Source organism: Clostridium sp. (assembly GCF_032552055.1).
Classification (GTDB): domain Bacteria; phylum Bacillota; class Clostridia; order Clostridiales; family Clostridiaceae; genus Clostridium.
Genome location: NZ_JAWGSV010000021.1, coordinates 1 through 22357 on the forward strand (window position 1 = coordinate 1; position 22357 = coordinate 22357).

Annotated in this window: 23 protein-coding genes and 1 pseudogene; 2 read left to right on the forward strand and 22 right to left on the reverse strand. The window is 29.2% G+C overall.

What is annotated here, in order from left to right; all coding sequences use genetic code 11:
* Window positions 1–813 (forward strand): sporulation integral membrane protein YlbJ (locus E6248_RS03075; RefSeq protein WP_316339354.1); only part of this gene is annotated, 813 nt, incomplete at its 5' end.
* On the opposite strand, the gene E6248_RS03080 is transcribed toward E6248_RS03075, so the two are convergent.
* The 6 genes from E6248_RS03080 to E6248_RS03105 all read right to left on the reverse strand — a co-directional run bounded on the left by E6248_RS03080 (window position 799) and on the right by E6248_RS03105 (window position 6593).
* Complete coding sequence (locus tag E6248_RS03080; protein WP_316339355.1) at window positions 799–1335, reverse strand: ATPase; 537 nt, start codon at window positions 1333–1335, stop codon at window positions 799–801. The genes E6248_RS03075 and E6248_RS03080 overlap by 15 nt on opposite strands.
* A gap of 21 nt (window positions 1336–1356) precedes the next feature.
* The gene (gene coaD / locus E6248_RS03085) at window positions 1357–1833 is read right to left on the reverse strand and encodes a pantetheine-phosphate adenylyltransferase (protein WP_316339372.1); all 477 of its coding nucleotides are present in this window, start codon (window positions 1831–1833) and stop codon (window positions 1357–1359) included.
* Window positions 1834–1848: 15 nt separating this feature from the next.
* Window positions 1849–2403 carry a 16S rRNA (guanine(966)-N(2))-methyltransferase RsmD gene (rsmD, locus tag E6248_RS03090; RefSeq protein WP_316339356.1) on the reverse strand — a complete coding sequence of 185 codons (555 nt, stop codon included), beginning with the start codon at window positions 2401–2403 and terminating at the stop codon, window positions 1849–1851.
* A gap of 64 nt (window positions 2404–2467) precedes the next feature.
* Window positions 2468–4498: an ATP-dependent DNA helicase RecG gene (gene recG, locus E6248_RS03095; RefSeq protein WP_316339357.1), complete on the reverse strand. Its 2031-nt coding sequence runs from the start codon at window positions 4496–4498 to the stop codon at window positions 2468–2470.
* 89 nt (window positions 4499–4587) lie between these two features.
* The gene (locus E6248_RS03100; RefSeq protein ID WP_316339358.1) at window positions 4588–6234 is read right to left on the reverse strand and encodes a DAK2 domain-containing protein; all 1647 of its coding nucleotides are present in this window, start codon (window positions 6232–6234) and stop codon (window positions 4588–4590) included.
* 11 nt (window positions 6235–6245) lie between these two features.
* Entirely contained in the window at window positions 6246–6593 is a 348-nt protein-coding gene (locus tag E6248_RS03105) for an Asp23/Gls24 family envelope stress response protein (RefSeq protein WP_136004787.1), read from the reverse strand.
* A 239-nt stretch (window positions 6594–6832) separates the two neighbouring features.
* Between E6248_RS03105 and rpmB the strand changes: the two genes are divergently transcribed.
* Window positions 6833–7024 (forward strand): 50S ribosomal protein L28, encoded by a 192-nt coding sequence (rpmB, locus tag E6248_RS03110; RefSeq protein WP_008678335.1) that lies wholly within the window; start codon window positions 6833–6835, stop codon window positions 7022–7024.
* Between the two features lie 209 nt (window positions 7025–7233).
* Here the strand turns inward: rpmB and E6248_RS03115 are convergent, their stop codons facing one another.
* The 16 genes and pseudogenes from E6248_RS03115 to E6248_RS03190 form a co-directional block, all read right to left on the reverse strand.
* Window positions 7234–7869: a thiamine diphosphokinase gene (locus E6248_RS03115; protein WP_316339359.1), complete on the reverse strand. Its 636-nt coding sequence runs from the start codon at window positions 7867–7869 to the stop codon at window positions 7234–7236.
* Window positions 7870–7873: 4 nt separating this feature from the next.
* A complete protein-coding gene (gene rpe / locus E6248_RS03120) occupies window positions 7874–8518 on the reverse strand; it encodes a ribulose-phosphate 3-epimerase (protein WP_316339360.1) in 645 nt (214 codons plus the stop codon).
* The gene (gene rsgA / locus E6248_RS03125; protein WP_316339361.1) at window positions 8512–9381 is read right to left on the reverse strand and encodes a ribosome small subunit-dependent GTPase A; all 870 of its coding nucleotides are present in this window, start codon (window positions 9379–9381) and stop codon (window positions 8512–8514) included. The genes rpe and rsgA overlap by 7 nt, the downstream gene beginning before the upstream one ends.
* A 103-nt stretch (window positions 9382–9484) precedes the next feature.
* Window positions 9485–11452, reverse strand: coding sequence for a Stk1 family PASTA domain-containing Ser/Thr kinase (gene pknB, locus E6248_RS03130; protein ID WP_316339362.1), 1968 nt, complete (start codon window positions 11450–11452; stop codon window positions 9485–9487).
* Window positions 11449–12174: a Stp1/IreP family PP2C-type Ser/Thr phosphatase gene (locus tag E6248_RS03135; RefSeq protein WP_316339373.1), complete on the reverse strand. Its 726-nt coding sequence runs from the start codon at window positions 12172–12174 to the stop codon at window positions 11449–11451. Before E6248_RS03135 ends, pknB begins: the two co-directional genes overlap by 4 nt.
* Before the next feature lie 16 nt (window positions 12175–12190).
* On the reverse strand, window positions 12191–13222 hold the full coding sequence (rlmN, locus tag E6248_RS03140) for a 23S rRNA (adenine(2503)-C(2))-methyltransferase RlmN (protein ID WP_316339363.1): 1032 nt from the start codon (window positions 13220–13222) through the stop codon (window positions 12191–12193).
* An 8-nt stretch (window positions 13223–13230) separates the two neighbouring features.
* Window positions 13231–14550, reverse strand: a complete 1320-nt coding sequence (gene rsmB / locus E6248_RS03145) for a 16S rRNA (cytosine(967)-C(5))-methyltransferase RsmB (RefSeq protein WP_316339364.1) — start codon at window positions 14548–14550, stop codon at window positions 13231–13233.
* An 11-nt stretch (window positions 14551–14561) separates the two neighbouring features.
* A complete protein-coding gene (locus E6248_RS03150; RefSeq protein WP_316339365.1) occupies window positions 14562–15260 on the reverse strand; it encodes a zinc metallopeptidase in 699 nt (232 codons plus the stop codon).
* Window positions 15261–15289: 29 nt separating this feature from the next.
* Window positions 15290–16216 carry a methionyl-tRNA formyltransferase gene (gene fmt, locus E6248_RS03155; RefSeq protein ID WP_316339366.1) on the reverse strand — a complete coding sequence of 309 codons (927 nt, stop codon included), beginning with the start codon at window positions 16214–16216 and terminating at the stop codon, window positions 15290–15292.
* 16 nt (window positions 16217–16232) lie between these two features.
* Window positions 16233–16676, reverse strand: a pseudogene (gene def, locus E6248_RS03160) (peptide deformylase).
* A 14-nt stretch (window positions 16677–16690) separates the two neighbouring features.
* Complete coding sequence (gene priA / locus E6248_RS03165) at window positions 16691–18886, reverse strand: primosomal protein N' (protein ID WP_316339367.1); 2196 nt, start codon at window positions 18884–18886, stop codon at window positions 16691–16693.
* Between the two features lie 55 nt (window positions 18887–18941).
* Window positions 18942–20141: a bifunctional phosphopantothenoylcysteine decarboxylase/phosphopantothenate--cysteine ligase CoaBC gene (gene coaBC, locus E6248_RS03170; protein ID WP_316339368.1), complete on the reverse strand. Its 1200-nt coding sequence runs from the start codon at window positions 20139–20141 to the stop codon at window positions 18942–18944.
* 1 nt (window position 20142) lies between these two features.
* A complete protein-coding gene (rpoZ, locus tag E6248_RS03175; RefSeq protein WP_316339369.1) occupies window positions 20143–20367 on the reverse strand; it encodes a DNA-directed RNA polymerase subunit omega in 225 nt (74 codons plus the stop codon).
* On the reverse strand, window positions 20348–20986 hold the full coding sequence (gmk, locus tag E6248_RS03180; RefSeq protein WP_316339370.1) for a guanylate kinase: 639 nt from the start codon (window positions 20984–20986) through the stop codon (window positions 20348–20350). The genes rpoZ and gmk overlap by 20 nt, the downstream gene beginning before the upstream one ends.
* Window positions 20986–21255 (reverse strand): extracellular matrix/biofilm regulator RemA, encoded by a 270-nt coding sequence (gene remA / locus E6248_RS03185; protein WP_066893902.1) that lies wholly within the window; start codon window positions 21253–21255, stop codon window positions 20986–20988. The genes gmk and remA overlap by 1 nt, the downstream gene beginning before the upstream one ends.
* 14 nt (window positions 21256–21269) lie before the next feature.
* The gene (locus E6248_RS03190) at window positions 21270–22151 is read right to left on the reverse strand and encodes a YicC/YloC family endoribonuclease (protein WP_316339371.1); all 882 of its coding nucleotides are present in this window, start codon (window positions 22149–22151) and stop codon (window positions 21270–21272) included.
* Window positions 22152–22357 lie beyond the last annotated feature (206 nt).

Here is a 22357-nt window from a genome sequence, read left to right on the forward strand (position 1 = left end):
GATATATATAATCTTGGATTTATACATAAAAAAGAATATGAAAGATTATTAAATATTGCTTCTAATGCTGGTCCTATATTTATTCTTGGAGCTATTTCTGTTTCTATGCTTAATGATATACGTTACGGATATATCCTCCTAATTGCAAATTATTTATCTACAATAATAATTGGACTAATTACTAGAAATAAAAAAGATATTAAAAACATTCCAAGTAAAAAAGTCAACTTTGAAAATAAACCCTTTGGAACAAACTTAAAATTTGCTATTGAAGGAGCTTTAAGTACCACCCTAAATATTAGTGCTTTTGTAATATTATTTTCTGTGATAATAAGTATAATAAAAAGCAACACCTTAATTAGCGCTGCTTTTATAAACTTATCTCAATATTTCAGTTTGACTAGTGAAATTATATACAATTTATTACTTGGAAGTATCGAATTTACTAATGGAGCAAAATTAATTGCATCTACTAATATAGCTATAAGCTTAAAGCTAAGTTTAATAAGCTTTATACTTTGCTTTTCAAGCCTTTCCATTATTGCTCAAGTAGCTTCATTTATTAGTAAAGATAATCCAAATTTCAAAAAATATGTTTTCCTTAAGTTTATTCAAGGTATAATTGGTTTTATAATAACATTTATATCTAGTAATATTATTTTAAAATCAATCCAAACATTTAATAGTAATTATAACTATAATTCTAACATTATAACTCTTAAGACTTTTATTTTAATATTAAGCCTTTTAATAGCTACTTTAATCTTTACTATTATAGTAAATAAATTAAAATTAAAGTTACATTCCTCTTAGTTCAGAAATATTTTCCTTTATCATAGCTCCATTACTACTAAGATTTTCATCTATTTCTTTAGCTACTGATTCAAAAGATTTTTGCATATTTTGAATTAGTTCAACCTTTTTAGCTTCAATTTGTCTGTCTAATTCGGATAAAATTTCGATTGAATACTCTCTTGAACCTAATCTAATTGCCTTGGCATCCCTTTGTGCTAGGGCAATTATTTCATTAGCTCTAGCCTTAGCTTCTTTAACTATATCGTGATTTTCAACATTTTGTTTCATCATTTCCATGATTTCACTTTTTGTAGTTTCATATTCTTTTTGAGCACTACTAATAATTTTGTCTTTTTCATTCACTATCCACTCTGCTTTTCTTATTGAATCTGGTAAATAGCTATGTATTTGATCAATAACCTCTAAAATATCTTTTTTATCTACTACACTTTTACCTGTTATAGGCACCTTGGGTGCATTGTCTAATATTTCCTCTAAGTAATCTAAAAGTTCAATAATATTTACTTCAACTTTATCCATCCCTATTCCCCCTCTATATTATTAATTAAACTTATCCATAACTTCTTCTTTTAATTCTTCTGGAACTAAGCCATTAATTGATCCTCCAAACTTTGCAACTTGCTTTACAGAAGATGAACTAACATAAGAATAAGCAGAAGATGTCATCATAAATACTGTTTCTATATCTGGGTTTAATTTCGAATTCATAAGTGCCATCTGGAACTCATATTCAAAATCTGACATTGTTCTAAGCCCTTTTAAAATAACTTTAGAATTATGTAACCTAGCAAAATCTACTAGAAGGCCTTCAAAGCTTAAGACCTCAACATTATCTAGATCTTTTGTTACTCTTTTTATAAGCTCAACTCTTTCATCAATACTAAATAAACATTTCTTATCCACATTAACTAGAACTGCTACAATAAGCTTATCGTAAATTTTAGAACCTCTATCTATTATATCCAAATGACCATTAGTAATTGGATCAAAGCTTCCTGGATATATCGCAATATTCATATCTTTCACCTTTAATTACTCCTCATATCTATATAAGCATACCGTAGTATTACCATACTTCTTACTTTTTGCTATTTGTATATCTTTATATCCCTCATATATTTCTTCTATTGAATCAATTTTTGTTACTATTATTCCATCTTTATTTAACATATTATTTTCTTTAATTATTTCTATTGCTTTTGGTATCATTTCTTTGCAATAAGGTGGATCAATAAAAATTATATCAAAGACTTTTCCTTTTTTACTTAAAGATTTTAAAGCATCATAAGAGTCCATATTTAACGGAAAGCAAAAATCATTAAACTTTAAGTTTTCTATGTTTTTTTCTAACAAAGGATAAGTAGTATTACTCTTATCTACTAAATATACCTCCTTAGCTCCTCTACTTGCTGCTTCAAGTCCAAGACTCCCTGTTCCTGCAAATACATCTAAAGCTACTGCATCTTGTATGTAATTTTGTATTATGCTAAACATAGCTTCTTTAACTCTATCTAGTGTTGGTCTAGTTTCTATAGTTTCAGGCGGAATAAGCTTTCTACCTCTAGCTTTTCCTGCTATTATTCTCATGTAATTTCCTCCTTAGCTATCATTATTTCAATTTTATCATAATATTAATTTATATACAATTTTTTTAATTAAAACAAATATATCGACTATATCTTTCAATAGATTTAGATATTTCTATGCATAATTTTACATTTTCTGTTTCATTTGAAGATATTAATTTACTTGCTTCATATCTAGAGCATTTTAATATATCTATATCTTCATATATATCTGCAAGTACTAATCCTATATCTCCACTTTGTCTAAGACCAAACATTTCTCCAGCTCCCCTTAACTTTAAGTCTTGTTCAGATATAAAGAAGCCATCTGTTGATGATGTCATTATTTCCATCCTCTTCTTTGTCTTATTATTATTTGCCTTGCCTATAAGTATACAGTAAGAAGCATATTCGCCTCTTCCAACCCTTCCCCTTAATTGATGAAGCTGTGCTAAGCCAAACCTTTCTGAATTCTCAATAATCATAACAGAAGCATTTGGTACATTCACCCCTACTTCAATAACAGTAGTTGATATTATTATCTTTGTATTACCTTCCTTAAATGAATTTATTATATCATCCTTTTCTTTTGGCTTCATCTTACCATGAAGTATTTCTACAGTAACATTCTTAAAAACATCACTTTTTAATTCTTCATATAGAGTTTCAACAGAATTTAATTCCATTTTTTCATTTTCTTCAATTAAAGGACAGACTATATAAACTTGCCTTCCAGAACTTATTTCTCTTAAAGCTAAATCATAAGCTTCCATTCTATTTTTATCAGTATAAAACCTAGTATCTATTTTCTTTCTTCCCGGTGGCAACTGATCTATAATAGAAACATCTAAGTCCGAATACATATAAAGTGCTAAGGTTCTTGGTATTGGAGTAGCTGTCATTACTAAAACATCAGGTCTTCTACCTTTATTTATTAGCTTATTCCTTTGCTCAACTCCAAACCTATGTTGTTCATCAGTAATAGCCAATCCAAGATTCGTAAAATCTACATCCTCTTGTATTAGAGCATGAGTTCCTACTACTAATAAAGGTGTTCCCCCTGAAATTAATTCCTTAATCCTCTTCTTTTCCTTTACACTAGTACTACCTGTTAAAAGCTCAACTTTAATATCAAAATCCTTATATATTTTTAAAGCTTCTTTATAATGCTGATTAGCAAGTATTTCTGTTGGTGCCATTAAAGTTGCTTGATATCCATTTTTTATAACATTAAATATTGCAATTAATGCAACAATAGTTTTTCCGCTTCCTACATCTCCTTGAACTAATCTATTCATAGAATATTTGCTTTTTTGATCTCTTAAAATATCTCTTACTACATTAGTTTGGGCATCCGTTAACTTAAAAGGAAGGGATTCTTTTAATTTTACTAATTCATCATGCCACTGAAATGATATTCCATCACTACTTCTTAAGTTATTTTTTAATAATAGAAGCTTCATAGAATAAGTGAATAACTCTTGAAACTTTAATCTATTAACTGCACTAGTTAATTCAATCTTTCCTTTTGGAAAGTGAATTTCCCTAATTGCTGTATCTAAGTCTAATAAATTATACTTTTCTAAAATATATTTAGGTAAATTATCGGTTATAATAACCTTATCTAAGGCCTCATTAATGAGTTTTGCTATAACCCTATCATTTAAATCACCTTTTAGGGGATATTTCGGGATAATCTCACTTTTCTTAGCATCGTTACACCCAACCATAGGATTAACAACCTCTAACATTTTACCTATCTTTTTAAATTTCCCCACTAAATCATATGTATTATTCATTTTAAAGGTATTTTTTATGTATTTTTGATTAAACCATTTTCCAAGAACAATATGACCATTATAATCAAATTTAATAGTACTTAAAACCTTACCATTTTTAGTTTTAATATCTCTATCATATCCTATAACTCTACAAGATAAAATTTGTTTTTCTTCTCCATCTATTTCATCAAAATCTACATCACTTTTAATAAACTCATAATCTCTTGGAAAATATAAAAGCAAATCATAAATAGTAAAAATACCACACTTATTCAGTTTTTCTGTTAATTTTGGACCTACTCCTTTTAAGGTGGATACTTCCATTTTTATATCCATATTTTCACCTCAATTTTATATATATACGTTAAATATTAAAGCACAAGTTCCCACTTATGTAAATAAAAGTAGTAACTTGTGCTTATTTATTATTCTACAGATAATAAGAAGTAGTAAAGAGGTTGCGCACCTTCATAGCATTGAACATCTAAGTCAGGATACTTTTCTTCAAGCTTTTCAGTAAAGCTTTCTGCTTCTTCTTCAGAAATATCACTTCCGTAGAAAATAGTAATAAGTTCACTATCTTCATCTATCATTTCTTCTAATACTTCTTCAGCTACCTTGCAGTGGCTTTCTCCTACCTTCTTAATTTTACCTTCTATTAAACCTAGCATATTGCCTTCTTTAATCTCAATTCCATCCATTTCTGTATCTCTTACAGCATATGTTACAGAACCTGTCTTAACCATTTCCATAGCTTCTTTTAAAGCTTCTTCATTTTCAGTTACTTCATTTTCAGGATTAAACATAGTTACACAAGTTATCCCTTGAGGTATTGAAGTAGTTGGTATAACAATAACATTCTTATCAGAAATTTCAGCAGCTTGATTTGCTGACATTATAATGTTTTTATTATTTGGTAGAACAAAAATATTCTCAGCATTTAGGTTTGCTATACATTCCATAATATCTTGGGTAGAAGGGTTCATAGTTTGACCACCTTCGATTACGTAATCTACACCTAAATCTTTAAATATATTTGTAATACCATCTCCCATTGCAACAGCAACAAAGGCATACTTCTTATCTTCTTCTACTTCTACAGCAGCTTCAACATTTTGATCCTTAAGCTTATATTCTTCTTTACTTAAAAGAACTTCTCTATGTTCTTCTCTCATATTATCTATTTTTATCTTAGATAATTCACCTAATTGTACAGCTTTAGCTAATACTGCTCCAGGATCATTTGTATGAATATGAACCTTTATTACATCTTCATATCCAACTACTACTTGAGAATCACCCATAGGTATTATATCATCTCTAAACTTTTCTGCCTTACTTGCATCAGCTAAAATGATAAATTCAGTACAGTATCCAAATTTAATATCTATATCTTCAGTACCTTGAGCACCTTGCATCTTAGCTTCTGATGGTTTGATATCTTTAATTTCTGCCTTTATATCATTCTTTAATGCATCATACATTCCATTTAATATAATGTATAATCCCATTCCACCTGAATCTACAACCTTAGCTTTCTTTAAAGCTGGTAATAATTCTGGTGTTTTATCAAGCATAACCTTTGCTTCTGTTACTATAACATCCATTAACTCTACTATATCTTTTTTATCTGTTTCAATAGCGGCTTCTGCTGCAGCTCTTATAACAGATAATATTGTTCCTTCAGTAGGTCTCATAACTGCTTTATATGCAGCTGCGCTTCCTTCTTTAAAGGCAATAGCAAGTTCAACAGCATCTACTGATTCTTTTCCTTCTAATCCCTTTGAAATACCTCTTAAGATTTGAGATAAGATAACTCCTGAGTTACCTCTAGCTCCCATTAAAGCTCCTTTAGCAAGCTTCTTTGAAGTTTCTCCAATAGAACTAGAATTTAATCCTTCTATTTCCTTAACTGCTGCCTTAAAAGTAGCTGACATGTTAGTACCTGTATCTCCATCTGGAACAGGGAATACATTTAATGCATTAACATATTCACTTTCTTCTAATAATCTATTGCTACCGTTAACAACCATGTTATAAAAATCATGGCCATTTATAGTCTGATATTTCATCTTTTTACCTCCTAGACTCTAACTGCTTGAACATTTACTGTAACAGATGAAACTTTTAATCCAGTAAAGTTTTCCACACTATAGCGCACCTTTTGTATAATGTTATTTGCTATTTCTGAAATTTTTGTACCATATTCAACCATAACAAATAATTCTACCACTAATTTATCTTCATTAACTTTTAGCTTTACACCTTTGCTTAAATTCTCTATTCTCATTAATTCCCATAGTCCTTCTGTTGCGTTCTTAGAAACCATTCCTACTACACCGTAGCACTCCATAGTAGATAAACCTACTATCTTAGCAAGCACCTCTTCAGAGTAATGTATATTTCCAAGTTCATTTGAATATCCTACCATACAGAATCCTCCTTAATATATATCTATACACTATATTTTATATTACCTTCATTTATTATTCAAGTAAATATTACATAGGTTATTATATGAAGATTCCTAAAAAGATATGAAAATGTCTATTTTAAAAGTTTTTTTGCTTTTTTATTATTTTTCCTTGCTTTTCTAGTATATCCTATGTTAAAATTTAATCTGTCCTATTGAAGAGAAATTTATCTTCAAAAATAAGGAGGTGTTTTCAAGTGGCAAGAAGATGCGAAGTTTGTAACAAAGGGGTTGTATCTGGAACTCAGTACTCCCACTCACATCGTCAATCAAAGAGAACTTGGGCTCCTAACATAAAGAGAGTAAAGGCTTTAGTTAATGGAACACCAAAGACAGTTCATGTATGTACAAGATGCCTTAGATCTGGCAAGGTTCAAAGAGCAATATAAGTTCAAATAAAAAATGCAATTGTTTATTCAATTGCATTTTTTATTTTATTTATTTTTTCCTATGTATTATCTTTTTCTTCTAAAAAATTTTATAAGATTAGATAAAAATCTTGGTAATTTAATTGCTATTATTTTCATTTATATCCCTCACTAATGTCTTGTTTCTATATACATAGTATGCAGAGATATAAAATCAGTGATTAATATTTTTAATCTTTTGTATAAAGTACTAATATTATTCCACTATTAAAAGATATATCTATATAATTCCCAATAAACTCATTTGAAGTAGTTAATGCATCACCTAACCTTAATAAATGATTATCTAAATCATACTTTGAATTTTTAATACTAAAATTCTTTACTTCGTCACTATATGCATGGAATGATATAGTATCTCCTGGATTTCCTTTTAATGAAATACTCTTATCTGTTAAAAACATCAAATTATTATCATCAACAATTCTTGCATTAATTGATTTACTTAAAGCCTTTTTTAAAAGACCAATATTACTTAAAGAATGATCATATCTTGTCCCAGTAGCGCCTAAAAGTACTATTTCATCTGGATTATTTTCTAAAGCTAAATTAAAAGCTATTTCAGTATCTGTATAGTCTTTCTCTTTTTTAAACTTTATTTTTTTTCTAGCCTTCTTTTCTATAGCATTTATAATTTTCATATCTGCTGAATCAAAATCACCTAAAATAACATCAGGTGTTATTTCATATTTATATAAGACTTCACAGCCTTTATCTGCTCCAATTATAAAGTCAGCATTTTTTACTTCTTTTAATAAAATTTCTTCTGAGGGAGCTTTTCCACCAGATACAATTACTATCTTCATCTAGCTACCCTCTAATAGCTTCTATATTTTCTTTAAGTTTTCCATCTCCAAATATTGCAGAACCTGCAACTAAAACATTAGCTCCCGCTTCAACTATTGCCTTAGAATTATTCTTATCTACTCCACCATCTACTTCAATAAGTAAATCTTTATTTACATTTAAACTCATTTCTTTAACTTCTTTTATCTTATTTAATGAATATGGAATAAACTTTTGTCCTCCAAAGCCTGGATTTACAGACATAATAAGTACTAAGTCTAACTTTTCTATTATATCTTTTAATACTATGCATGGAGTACCCGGATTTAGTGAAACCCCAGCTTTTACCCCTTTAGATTTTATATAATCTATAGCTCTATCTATATGCTTTTCTGCTTCATAATGAATAGTTATTATATCAGCACCAGCTTCAATAAATTCATCTATATATCTTGATGGATTTTCTATCATTAAATGAACATCAAAAACTTTATCAGTTTTATTTCTAATAGATTTAATTACTGGTAATCCAATAGATATATTAGGTACAAAATTACCATCCATTACATCTATATGTATGAAATCTGCACCTGCCTTATCTACATTCTTTATTTCTTCACCTAACTTTGAAAAATCAGCTGATAATATTGATGGTGATATTTTTACCATTTGTTCTTCCTCCCGTCTAATAATTCTTCTAATATTCTAATATAGAAACTATATCTATATTCATTTATTTTACATTCCTCAACAGCAGCTTTTACCGCACATTGTGGTTCCTTGTTATGAAGACAACCTCTAAACTTACAATTATGATTATACTCCTCAAATTCTGGGAAACAATATCTAAGTTCATCTTTATCAATAAAACTAATATCTATATTTGAGAAACCTGGACTATCTACTAAATATCCGTTTTCAATTTCAATAAGCTCACTATGTCTAGTTGTATGCTTACCTCTTCCTATTTTATCAGATACCGCTCCTGTTTCCATATGGCTTCTATCAATAAGAGTATTAATCAAAGTTGACTTCCCTGCACCTGAAGGTCCACATAAAACAGTTACCTCAGATTCTAATCTTTCTTTTAATAGTTCTATTCCTATAGCCTTCTTTGCATTAATAAATAATACGTCATATCCTATATCATTTATTTTCTTTTTAACTTCTTCCTTTTCTTCATTAGTTGCTAAATCTTCTTTATTTAAGCATACTATGGACTTAATATTATTATGTTCACATAAAATTAAGAATCTATTTAAAAGGTCAAAATTAATATCTGGATTTTTAATTGCAAAAACTACAAAAGCTTGCGTAACATTTGCAACAGTAGGTCTTATAAGTTCAGAAGATCTTTCTAATATATCTTCTATTACTCCCTTTCCATTAGAGACATTTATTATTACATTATCACCAACCATTGGTTTCATATCTTTATGCCTAAACTTGCCTCTAGCTTTACATTCAATTACTTCTTCCTTAGTTTTAACATAGTAAAACCCACCGATTCCTTTAATTATTTTTCCTTCCATAATTCCTCCATATAATTTTATCTTCATAATTATAATAAACAGATTTCCCTAAAAAATGCAAATAAATTTTATAAAAAAGAATCAGCACTAGGCTGATTCCCATTTATTGATTATTGTTTCCGTTGTTATTACCATTGTTTCCGTTATTATTTTGTTTCTTCTCTGTTGTAAGAGTTACAGATCCACCTTTTTTTGCTTCTGCAGTAAAATCTGTCACTATTGCATCGTCATCACTTGAAGATCCATCAGTAAAGTTAATAGATAAGCCTAAATCATTAAGTTTTTTCCTTGCATCTTTAACCGACATACCTTTACTTAAATGCTTAGTTACATCTATTGGCTCCTCTTTAAATTGCCAAACTGTCAATTTAACTTCTGAACCCTCTTTAAGCTTACCGGAATTAGGATATTGTCTTAATACTTTTTGATCTAGATCCTGATTACTAGTAATTTCGTATTTAACTTCTCCAATTTTTAATTTTGCTTCCTCTAATATAGATGTAGCTTTTTCTAATGTCTCATCTTCCACATTAGGTACATCTACCTCTATAAACTCTGGCCCTTCACTAATAGTAACCTTTATGTCTGTCTTCTTGCTTACTTTTTCCCAAGCATTTGGACTTTGTCTTATAAGCTTTCCTTTCTCCACAGTATCACTATTTTCATAAGCTACTTCCGGCTCTTTTAATCCTTTAGAAGCCAAGATAGTTTTAATATAATTCAAATCAAAATCTCTAAGATCAGGCATATCTACTTGTTCTTCACCTGCAGATACTACAACCTTAATTACAGTTCCTTTTTTAACCTTAACTCCTGGTTTTGGATCACTTTCAAGAATTGTATTTTCCGGTTTATCACTTTTATCTGTTTTACTTACTTCTATTGTTATTCCTAGGCTCTCTACATCTTTCTTTGCATCCTCTACTGTCTTCCCTACTATATTAGGTACAACTATATCACTACTACCAGTGCCACCAGCTAAAAAGAATCCTATAGAACCTAATATTAATAATGCTACTATAATTCCAATAGATACAAGTATTTTTCTCTTAGTATTCTTCTTTTTATTTTTAGGCTTCTCATCTTCATCAAAGTCATCATATTCTTCATCATCATATTCTTCATCATAGTCATCATCGTCATAATAATCATCTTCTATAGTAGAACTTTTATTAGCTTTAACATTTGATATAGGTGCCATTATGATAGTGCTATCATTATTTGTGTTTATAGCACTTCCAATTACAACATCAGGATTTTCTTGAATCTTTTGAAGGTCTTGAATCATTTCCTTTGCATTTTGATATCTCTTTATAGGCTCTTTTTCAACAGCCTTAAGTATTAATTTATTTAGGCTATCTGGAATAGCAGAATTTATATTTTTAGGAGGTACAGGCTCTTCTTGCAGATGCTTTAAGGCTACTGTTACAGGTGAATCTCCTTCAAAAGGCAGTCTTCCTGTTACCATTTCATATAATACTATACCAAAAGAATAAATATCTGATCTAAAATCAATATATGTTCCTTTTGCTTGTTCTGGTGAAAGATAATGTGCGGAACCAATAATACTTGTAGTATTTGTTATAGTTTGAGAGTCTGTTGATTTGGCAATTCCAAAGTCTGTTACCTTAACTTCTCCATTTTCAGTAACTAGTATATTTTGTGGTTTAATATCTCTATGAATTATATTATTCCTATGTGCACAATCTAAAGCTTTTGCAATTTGAAGTGCTATTTTTATTGCAGTATTATATGTTAATTTACCACTATAATTTATTAATTCTTTAAGAGTTTTTCCAGTTATTAGCTCCATAACTATATAATCAATATCATCTTGAGTCCCTACATCTAAAATATTAACTATATTAGCATCAGATAAATTTGCTATTGCAGTAGCTTCTCTTTTAAACTTTTGAGCAATATCTTTATTATCTGCAAATTGTTTTTTTAATATCTTCACAGCTACAAATCTATTAAGCTTATTACATTTAGCCTTATAAACTTCTGACATTCCGCCTTCGCCTATTTTTTCTAACAGTTCATATCTTCCGCCTAAAATTATTCCATTCATATTTGCACCCCTCCTCCAAATAACATTACAGTTATATTGTCTCTTCCACCATTAGCCTTTGCTTCTTCTACTAACTTCTCACAAATAATCTGTAATTGATTTTCTTCAATATTAATGGATAGAACTTCTTCTAAATTCACTTCATTAGTTAATCCATCACTACATAAAAGTAAGTAATCATATTCTTTATTATTTACTTCAAAAACATCTATTGCAACTTCTTCTTCTGTTCCAACAGCTCTAGTTATTACATTTTTCTTAGGATGATTACTAGCTTGCTCAGGAGATATACTTCCTGAATCTAATAATTCCTGAACTAAAGAATGATCTTTAGTTATTTTTTTAATTTCTTTTCCCTTAATAGCATAACAAGCACTATCACCTATATTAGCAACTAAAGTCTTGTCTCTAGTTACTAAAGAAGCTACTAAAGTAGTTCCCATTCCTCCATAGCTTTCAGAACAGTGAGAAAGATTATATACTTTTAAATTAGCATGTTTAATTGATTTTATTAAAACCTCTTTAGATAAATTAAAATCCATATTTTCTCTTATGTATTTTATTAAGGCTTTAGAGGCAGTTTTGCTGGCTATTTCGCCAGCATTATGACCTCCCATACCATCAGCTACAACACATATCGTATAATTTTCATCTTGATAAAATTCAGCATAATCCTCATTTAAGGTTCTAACATTACCTTGATCACTTTTAATACCAATCACAAGTACCCACTCCCCTTTATTTTTCAAGCTTTAAAAAATTCCTCCTCAATTGACCACAAGCAGCATTTATATCATTTCCCATTTCTTTTCTAACTGTAACATCTATTCCATGATCATTTACTATCTTTTCAAAATCGTCAATTGTTTTCTTTGAAGGTCTTTTTAAAGTATTTTCTTTTATTTCATTAACAGGTATAAGATTAACATGACATTGTCTTCCCTTTAATAGTTTTGCAAGGGATTTTGCATGTTCCTTACTGTCATTTATTCCTGAAACTAATGAATATTCAAAACTAATACGTCTTCCAGTCTTATTAAAATAATAATCACAAGACTCTAGTATTTCTTTAATTGAATATTTTTTCGCTATAGGCATAATTTCTCTTCTTGTTTCATCATTAAAAGCATGTAATGAAATTGCAAGAGTAATACTATATCCTTTATCTGCTAAATCATAAATTTTAGGTACTAAACCACAAGTAGAAAGTGTTATATGTCTTTGCCCTATATTTAATCCATATTCTGCATTTACTAAATCTATGAACTTAGTTACATTATCATAGTTATCTAAAGGCTCTCCACTTCCCATAAGTACAATATTAGAAATTCTTTCGCCTAAAACCTTTTGAGCAACCATAACTTCTGCTAAAATTTCACCAGCAGTTAAATTTCTAACTCTACCTTCTAATGTTGAAGCACAGAACTTGCACCCCATTCTACATCCCACTTGAGTGGATATACAAATTGTGTTTCCATAATTATATTTCATAATTACACTTTCAATTATATTTCCATCTTTAAAAGCTAAAAGTAGCTTACTAGTACCATCTAGTGTTGATTCAAATGTCTCTATTACTTCTGGAATACCTATGTAAAAATTATTTTTAAGCTTTTCAACTAATGACTTAGGTAAATTTTTCATCTCTTCAAAATTCCAAGTATTTTTATAAATCCAAGTAAAAACTTGTTTAGCTCTAAAAGAACTTTCTCCATTTTCTTTCATCCATAAGGAAACTTCTTCTAAACTATAATCTAATATATTATTCATTATATCACCTATTTTTTCTTCTTTATTTTACCCATAAAGAAACCGTCCATAGAATCATTTGGTAATATAGTTAAACTTCCATCTACGTTGTATATAAAATTATTATTATTACCTATATATAGTTTTTCAATTTCTGCATCACTATGTTTAGATAAGAACCATTTTAAATTATCTTCATTTTCTTCTTTATTTAATGTACAAGTAGAATATAATAGTATTCCGCCTGGTTTTAAATATTGCCATGCATTTTCCATTATATCTCTTTGAATTTCAACTAAATCTCTTAATTGTTGTCTTGTTTTATTCCACTTTATTTCAGGTTTCTTTCTTATTATTCCAAGTCCTGAACAAGGTACGTCAATTAATACCTTATCTCCATAGCTAATATAATCAGGATTAAGTTTAGTTGCATCCATAGTCTTACAAACTATATTAGTTAAACCTAACCTCTTAGCATTTTCCTCAATTAAAGATAACTTATTTTCATGTAAATCAAAAGCTAATACTTCCCCTGTATTATCTAATAACTCTGCAATATGAGTTGTTTTTCCTCCTGGTGCAGCACATAAATCTAATATTTTCTCTCCCTTATTAATTTCTAATAAAGGTGCAACAAGCATTGCACTTTCATCTTGAACTGTAATAAGTCCTTCTTTAAATAACTCATTACTTTCAACACCTTTTCCACCTTCTATTTTTATGGCTTCTGGACAAGCATATCCTTCTTCAATCTTATATCCCATTTCTTCAAGGTTTTCAAAAACTTCATCATACTCACCTTTAGATTCATTAACTCTTACAGTAACTTTTGGTGTTTCATTTAAGCCAGCCATTATTTTCATAGTTCTTTCTTCACCATATTGCTTAATAAAAAGTCTTATCATCCATGGTTCAAAAGAAAACTTATATCCAAGTTCATCTATTCTATTTCCTGGTACTACTATTTCCTTTTCATCTCTAATGAAATTTCTTAAAATACCATTAACTAGCTTTGAAGCTTCCATAGATATTTCTTTAGCTTCTTCCACTGCTTCATTACATGCAGCATACTCCGGTATCTTATCTAAGAAATACATTTGATAAATTGCAACTCTAAGTATATTTAATACTGTAGAATCTAAAAGCTTAATATCTTTTACAAAATTACCTATAAGCACATCTAAAGTTCTTTTTCTTCTTAAAGTACCATAAACTATTTCAGTTATAAGCCCCTTATCCTTATCATCTATATCATCTCTATTTAATTCTTTTGATAAAACTAAATTAGAATAAGCCCCTTCTTCTAAAACTCTTTGTACTATTTGTCTTGAAAGTTTTCTACTATTCATCCTTCTACCTCTTAATTATCGTTATATCTATTGTTTAAAGCTATTAATCTAATTAATTGAGAAATAGCCATTAGTGTTGCTGCAACATAAGTCATAGCTGCTGCATCGAGAACTTTTTGTGCTCCTTTTAACTCATCACCATATAAAAACGTTCTAGTCTTTAATATGCTAAGTGCTCTTGTTGAAGCATTAAATTCAACTGGTAATGTTACTAGTTGGTATATAACTGCTCCACTAAAAAATATTATACCTATATTTGCAAACAGAGGATTACCTAAAAATATGCCAATCATAAATAACCATATAGATACATTGCTTCCTATATTCACTATAGGGGCAATTCTAGTTCTTAAAACTAAGGGTGCATAATGATTTTGATGCTGAATTGCATGACCGCATTCATGAGCTGCAATTCCTGCTGAGGCAACTGTTGCCCCATCATAAACCTCAGGCGATAATCTTATTACCCTTGCTGAAGGATCATAATGATCTCCTAAATGCTTACCATATCTTTCAACCCTAACATCAAATAGTCCAGCTCCATCTAGAATACTTCTAGCAACTTCACTTCCAGTAACACCGCTAGCTGTTCTTACAGTTCTATATTTCTTATAGGCACTATCTATTTTATTTTGTGCCCAAAAAGCAATAATTACTGCTGGAATTAAAATTAAATAAGTTGTATCAAAATAAAATCCCGGATAAAACATATAGCCATCTCCTTTTAATCTTTATTTAGTTAACTTAGCTTATTATTTACCTTTATTTCATTTCCATTAATATATTGTTCTACAGTTAAAGGCTTTCCATTTGGAAACTGAATTTTTTCTATTAAAAGTACATCTTCTAGAGTGGCAACTTTAATTCCTTCCTTGCTTACGCTTAAAATAGTTCCAGGTTCCTTATTTGAATCCTCCTTTAAAACTTTAGATTTATATATTTTCATCGGAGTATCTTCATAACTTGTATGAGCAACTGGCCATGGATTAAGGCCCCTTATTAAGTTATGAATATCTATTGCTTTATTATTCCAATTGATTTTTGCAATTTCCTTATTTAACATTTTAGCATAAAATGTTTCATCATTTTGCTTAATTCTAGTAATTTCATTATTTTTTAACTTTTCAATAGTATTAATTAAAAGATCTGCTCCTCTTTCCATTAATATATCGTGAAGTTCTCCTGCTGTCATATCTATAGGAATATCTACTTCATCTTTAAGAAGCATATCTCCTGTATCTAATCCAACATCCATTAACATGGTTGTATTTCCAGATTTTTTTTCTCCCTTTATTATTGCCCAATTTAAAGGAGCAGCTCCTCTATACATTGGAAGTAGGGAGGCATGAAGATTTATGCACCCATACTTTGGAATATCTAATACCTCTTTAGTTAATATTTGACCAAAAGCAACTACTATAATAAAATCTGGTTCTAATTTTTTCAAATAATCAATTGCTTCTCTATCATCTTTTAACTTAATAGGTTGCATTACTTTTATATTGTGCATTAAAGCTACTTCCTTAACAGCAGATATAGCTACTTTCTTTCCTCTACCCTTTGGCTTATCTGGTTGAGTAAATACACACTCAACACCAAAGGTCTCAATTATTTTTTCTAAAGATGGTACTGCAAATTCTGGAGTTCCCATAAATACTATCTTCATGTCAATCCCTCCTTTGTTATTTTACATAGTCAATAAATAGTTTTCCATTTAAGTGATCATTTTCGTGTAATATAGCTCTTGCTAATAATTCTGTAGCTTCTAAGATAAATTCTTGCCCTTTTTCGTTAAAAGCTTTCACTTTTACATAATTGGCTCTTTAAACTTCGAAAGATTCTCCTGGAACACTTAAACAGCCTTCTTCTCCTATTTGGCTACTTGAAACTTCTAATATTTCTGGATTTATAAATACTCTAAGTCCCTCATCGTCATATACATCTATAACAAAAATTCTTTGTAATATTCCTACTTGTGGTGCAGCTAATCCTACTCCATCAGCTTCATACATTGTTTCAGCCATATCTTTAATTAACTTAATGGTTCTAGGAGTTATTTCTTTAACATTTTTACATTGTTTTCTTAATACCTCATCACCATTTGTTCTTATATTTCTAATTGCCATTTATTTTACCTCCTTTAAGTCAAGTTATTTGGGTTAATATCAATATACACTTTTATTTCATTATATACATTCTTATTTAATTGATAAAGTTTATCTTTAATTTTTTTACAAAAATCTAATGATAAATCCCCTTTAAATATTATTTGCCATCTAAAGTTATCTTTAATTTTAGAAATAATACATGGAACTGGACCTAAGATTTCAATATTATCTTCATCATTCGCAATGACTCCAAGCTCCCGCCTTAAATTATCCATAAAATTCTTTAAAGAAACTTCATTTTTAGAAGATGAATTTACTAATAGTATTTTACCAAAAGGAGGGTAATACATCAAACCTCTTGTTGTAAATTCATCATTATAAAAACCCTCATAATCATAATTCTTAGCATAAAGCAAACTATAATGATCTGGGCTATAACTTTGGATAACTACCTTTCCTTCTTTTTCACCTCTGCCTGCTCTTCCCGCAACTTGTGTTACTATTTGAAATGTTCTCTCAGCTGCCCTATAGTCTGGAATGTTTAAGGACATATCTGCTGCTAATATGCCTACTAAAGTAACATTTTTAAAATCCAATCCTTTAGATATCATTTGAGTTCCTATCAAAATATCTCCATCACCATTTTTAAATGAATTATAAATATTTTCATGAGAATTCTTATTTCTTGTAGTATCCATATCCATTCTTAATACTTTAGCATCTTTAAAGTATTTTTTCACTTCTTCTTCTACTCTTTCAGTTCCTGCTCCAAAATGCTTCACATATTTACTTTTACATTTAGGACATATCTTAGACTGAGGCTCTCCATGACCACAATAATGACATGCTAAATATCCATTTTTATGAAAAGTCATAGAAATATCACATTTAGGACACTTAAATACATATCCACATGCTCTACAGGAAACGAAAGTTGAAAAACCTCTTCTATTTAGAAATAATATAATTTGTTCTTTTCTACTTAAAGCTTCCTTCATCTCATGGTAAAGCTTTCTACTAAACATAGATATATTACCTTCTTTAAGTTCTTCTCTCATATCAACAATATCCATACTAGGCATTGGCTTATTATCAACCCTATTATTTAATTCAACTAACTGAATTTCTGAACTTAAAGCTCTATAATAAGTTTCTATTGATGGAGTAGCGGATCCTAATATAACCTTAGCACCTTTTAAAACACTGATATATTCAGCAACTTCTCTAGTTACATATCTTGGACTTTGTTCTGATTTATAGGTATTTTCATGTTCTTCATCTATAATTATTAATCCAAGGTTTACAAAAGGTAGAAATAAAGCACTTCTAGCTCCAATTACAAGCCTAGCCTTTCCACTCTTAACCCTATACCACTCATCATATTTTTCACCATCTGAAAGCTTACTATGAAATACCGCTACTTCTCTTCCAAATCTACCTTTAAACCTTTCTATCATTTGAGGTGTTAAGGAGATTTCTGGAACTAAAACTACACAAGATTGATTTTTACTAATTGCATCCTTTACTAATTGCATATAAACTTCAGTTTTACCTGAACCTGTTACACCCTTTAGAAGAACAATATTTTTATTAGAATTTCTTATTTCCTCTAATGCTGATTTTTGATCTATAGTTAATTCCTTCTCTTTATAATCAATATATTCTTTAATATTGTATCTATATACTATTTCTTCTGAAACTTTTAAATACTCTTCTTTAATAAGCTTATTAATTTTATAGTTTGAAAATCCCTTTTCTTTTATAAGTTCACTCTTATTATATTTACCTTCATTGTCTCTTATAAAATCAAAAATATCCTTGTATTTTTCTTCTATTTCAGAAGTAGGAATAATCCCAGTAGAAACAACTAACTTAAATTTATTTTTAGCTCCTTTTAATACTCCTTGTGGAATTAAAAGTCTTATACCATCAATATATCTGCATAAATAATTTTCTTTAAGAAATTCTATTAATTTTAAATCATCACTGTCTAAAAGTGGTTCTTCCTCTACAATAAGCTTTATACTTTTTATTTTAAATCCTTCTATTTCATCATCCTTTAAAGCCATTATAAATCCATCAGCAAGTGAATTTTTAATTCCAAAAGGAACCTTTACCCATTGACCTTCTTTTATTTTATCTTCTAATTCTTCAGGTATCTTATAAGTAAAAGGTTTATCTATATCCAAGGCATCATTATTAATAACAATTTCTGCATATTTTTTCAAATTTACTCACCCTTTTATTAGGTACTAATTATAATGATATAAAAGAAAGCGCATTTTAGCGCTTTCTTAAAATAGTATCAAAGATTTTTGAAGCAACTTTTCTTTTGCTCATCTTTTCTAAATTAATTTCTTCTCCATCTTTTGTAAAGATAACTACTTTATTATCATCACTACCAAATCCAGTATCTGAACTTGTAATATCATTAGCTACTATATAATCTAAATTCTTGTTTTCTAGTTTTCTCCTTGCATTTTCACTTATATTAGTGCTCTCTGCAGCAAAACCAACAAGGATTTGATTAGTCTTCTTTTCTCCAAGAAGCTTTAATATATCATTATCTCTGACGAATGTTAAAACTAAGTCTCCATCACCTTTTTTTATCTTATCATTACTATAATTCTTAATTTTATAATCTGCAACTGCTGCAGACTTTATAACAATATTACTATCATCATAGTTTTCAAAGATGGCTTCCTTCATTTCTTCATTTGTAGTTATATTTATAACCTTAACTCCAGAAGGAGGTTTTAAATTTGTAGGACCTGAAACTAAAGTAACATCAGCTCCTCTATCCCGTGCTTCTTCTGCTATATAATATCCCATTTTACCAGTAGATTTATTAGTTATAAATCTAACTGGATCAATATTTGAATATGTAGGTCCTGCACTAATCAAAACCTTTTTTCCTAGTAAATCTTTGGGAATATCTTCGTTTTCTAGTACATCTAAGACTCTTTCTATAATAGTATTCACATCTGCAAGTTTACCCTTGCCTTCATCGCCACAAGCAAGCCTTCCTGATGCAGGTTCAATAAATTCATAACCTAAGCCCTTAAGCTTTTCTATATTAGATTGAACTATTTTATTTTCATACATATTTGTATTCATTGCTGGTGCAAATATCACTTTAGCTTTTGTAGCCATAATAGTAGTTGATAACATATCATCAGCAATACCATTAGCTACCTTTCCAATTATATTTGCTGTTGCTGGTGCTACTAGGAAAACATCAGCTCTTTTTGCCAAAGATATATGCTGTATTTCAAAAGCCTTTGGTTCTGCAAACATATCTGTAGTAACCATATTTTGACTTAAAGATTGAAATGTAAGAGGTGTAACAAACTTAGTTGCAGACTCAGTCATTATAACTCTAACATCTACATCCTTTTTTCTCAAAGCACTTACAATATCTAATGCTTTATAAGCAGCAATCCCTCCACTAACTCCTATACAAACACACCTTTTATTTTCCATATTATCTAGAACCTTCTTTTGTTGGTGATTGTTCAAATCCAACTTCACCTTCATTTACTTCATTAATTGCAATAGTAAGTGGTTTTTTTGACTTTGTTACAACTAATGGTTCACTTCCATTAATTAATTGTCTTGCCCTTTTTGATGTTACTATTACTAATGAATATCTATCATCTACCTTTTGTAGTAAATCCATAATTGATGGATTAATCATAGAGTTGTTCATGAATTAAGCCCTCCTTAGAATCTAAAATTGTATTTTCCTTTATTCTATCTACTCTACATTTTTCAGCAGTAATAATCCCTTCCACTTTAGCTACAGCCACTTCTAGAGTATCATTAACTACTGCATAATTATATTTTGAAACATAATTGATTTCCTTATAAGCATTTTTAAATCTAGTCATTAAGGATTCTTCTGTTTCGCTTCCTCTTTTAATTATTCTTTGTTTTAATTCTTCCATAGATGGTGGAAGAATGAAGATAAATACGCCTTCTTTAAAGTTTTCTTTCACTTGAAGTGCACCTTGAATATCTATTTCTAAAATAACGTCTTTACCGTCTTCCAACATTTTTTCCACATTAACTTTAGGTGTACCATAAAAATTACCATGTACATTAGCATATTCTAAGAAGCCATTATTTCTTACCTTTTCTTCAAAATCTTCCTTTGTTAAGAAATAGTAATTTACTCCCTCAACCTCACCATCTCTAGGATGTCTAGTAGTAGCTGAAACTGAAAGATAAATATTTTTATGCTTTTCTAATAAAGCCTTACAAATAGTACCTTTTCCAGCTCCAGATGGACCTGAAATAACTATTAATACTCCTCTATTACTTTGCATTATTCATCTACCTCATCTACTGTTTCATCTTTAACTACTAGTCTATGCGCAACAGTCTCCGGTTGTACAGCTGATAAAATTACATGGTCGCTATCAGTTATAATAACAGCTCTTGTTCTTCTACCATAAGTTGCATCAATAAGCATCCCCCTATCTCTTGCCTCTTGAATTATTCTTTTAATAGGTGCAGATTCAGGACTTACTATAGCAACAAGTCTATTTGCAGATACTATGTTTCCAAATCCAATGTTAATTAATTTGATTCCCATTATTTTCCTCCTAATTATTCTATATTTTGCACTTGTTCTCTTATTTTTTCTATTAGATTTTTTATGTTAATGACATAATTAGTCATATCCATATCACTTGATTTTGAAGCAATAGTATTTGCTTCCCTATTCATTTCTTGAATTATAAAGTCTAACTTTCTTCCGATTTGTTCACCATCTTTTAAAGTTAGTCTCATTTGATTTAAATGACTTCTAAGTCTAGTAATTTCTTCATCTACTGCAGATTTATCAGAAATTATAGCTATTTCTTGAGCCATTCTTCCTTCATCAATATCTATACCTTCAAGTAATTCTTTTATTCTGTTCTCAAGCTTTTTCTTATATGCCTTTGGAACTAAATCAGATATCTTTTCAATTTCTACTACTGTATCTTCTATTTCATTTAATTTATTTAATATATCTTCCTTTAGCTTTTCGCCTTCAGTTATTCTCATATTTTCCATCATTTCTAAAGATGAGCTTATAAGAGGTTTAATTAAACTCCATATTTCTTCAATGGATTCCTCTTCTTCTACTATATTAATTACTTCAGGAAATCTTGCTATTTGAGTTACAGTAATATCATTTTTAACATTTAAGGCTTCTTCTATTTCTTTTAAGGCATTATAATAACTTTTCGCAAGCTTTACATTTAGCTTACATACTCCATCACCTTGCGAATAATCCTTTTGATTAATAAAAACATCTACCTTACCTCTAGATAGTTTAGAATTAATTAGTTTTCTTATTTCTTCCTCTAAAGCTATATAACTTTTGGGTATCCTAACATTAACATCTAAATATCTGCTATTAACACTTTTCATTTCTACAGAAAATAAATACTTATTTCCTTCGTCATTACTAGCTCTCCCAAAGCTAGTCATACTCTTAACCATATCTGCCTCCAAAGCTATTTATACATAATATAAATCATTTCTTTTTTTAGAACATCTTTAATATAATTTATGACTAAAATAAAGTCAATGGTTTATTCACAAAATGTTAACAATTAGATATAAAAAAAAGAGAAGTGAATTTTATATCACTTCTCTTTTTTTGGATTTACGAATTAAAAAGAGTTATCTTTTTAATTAATTTATAT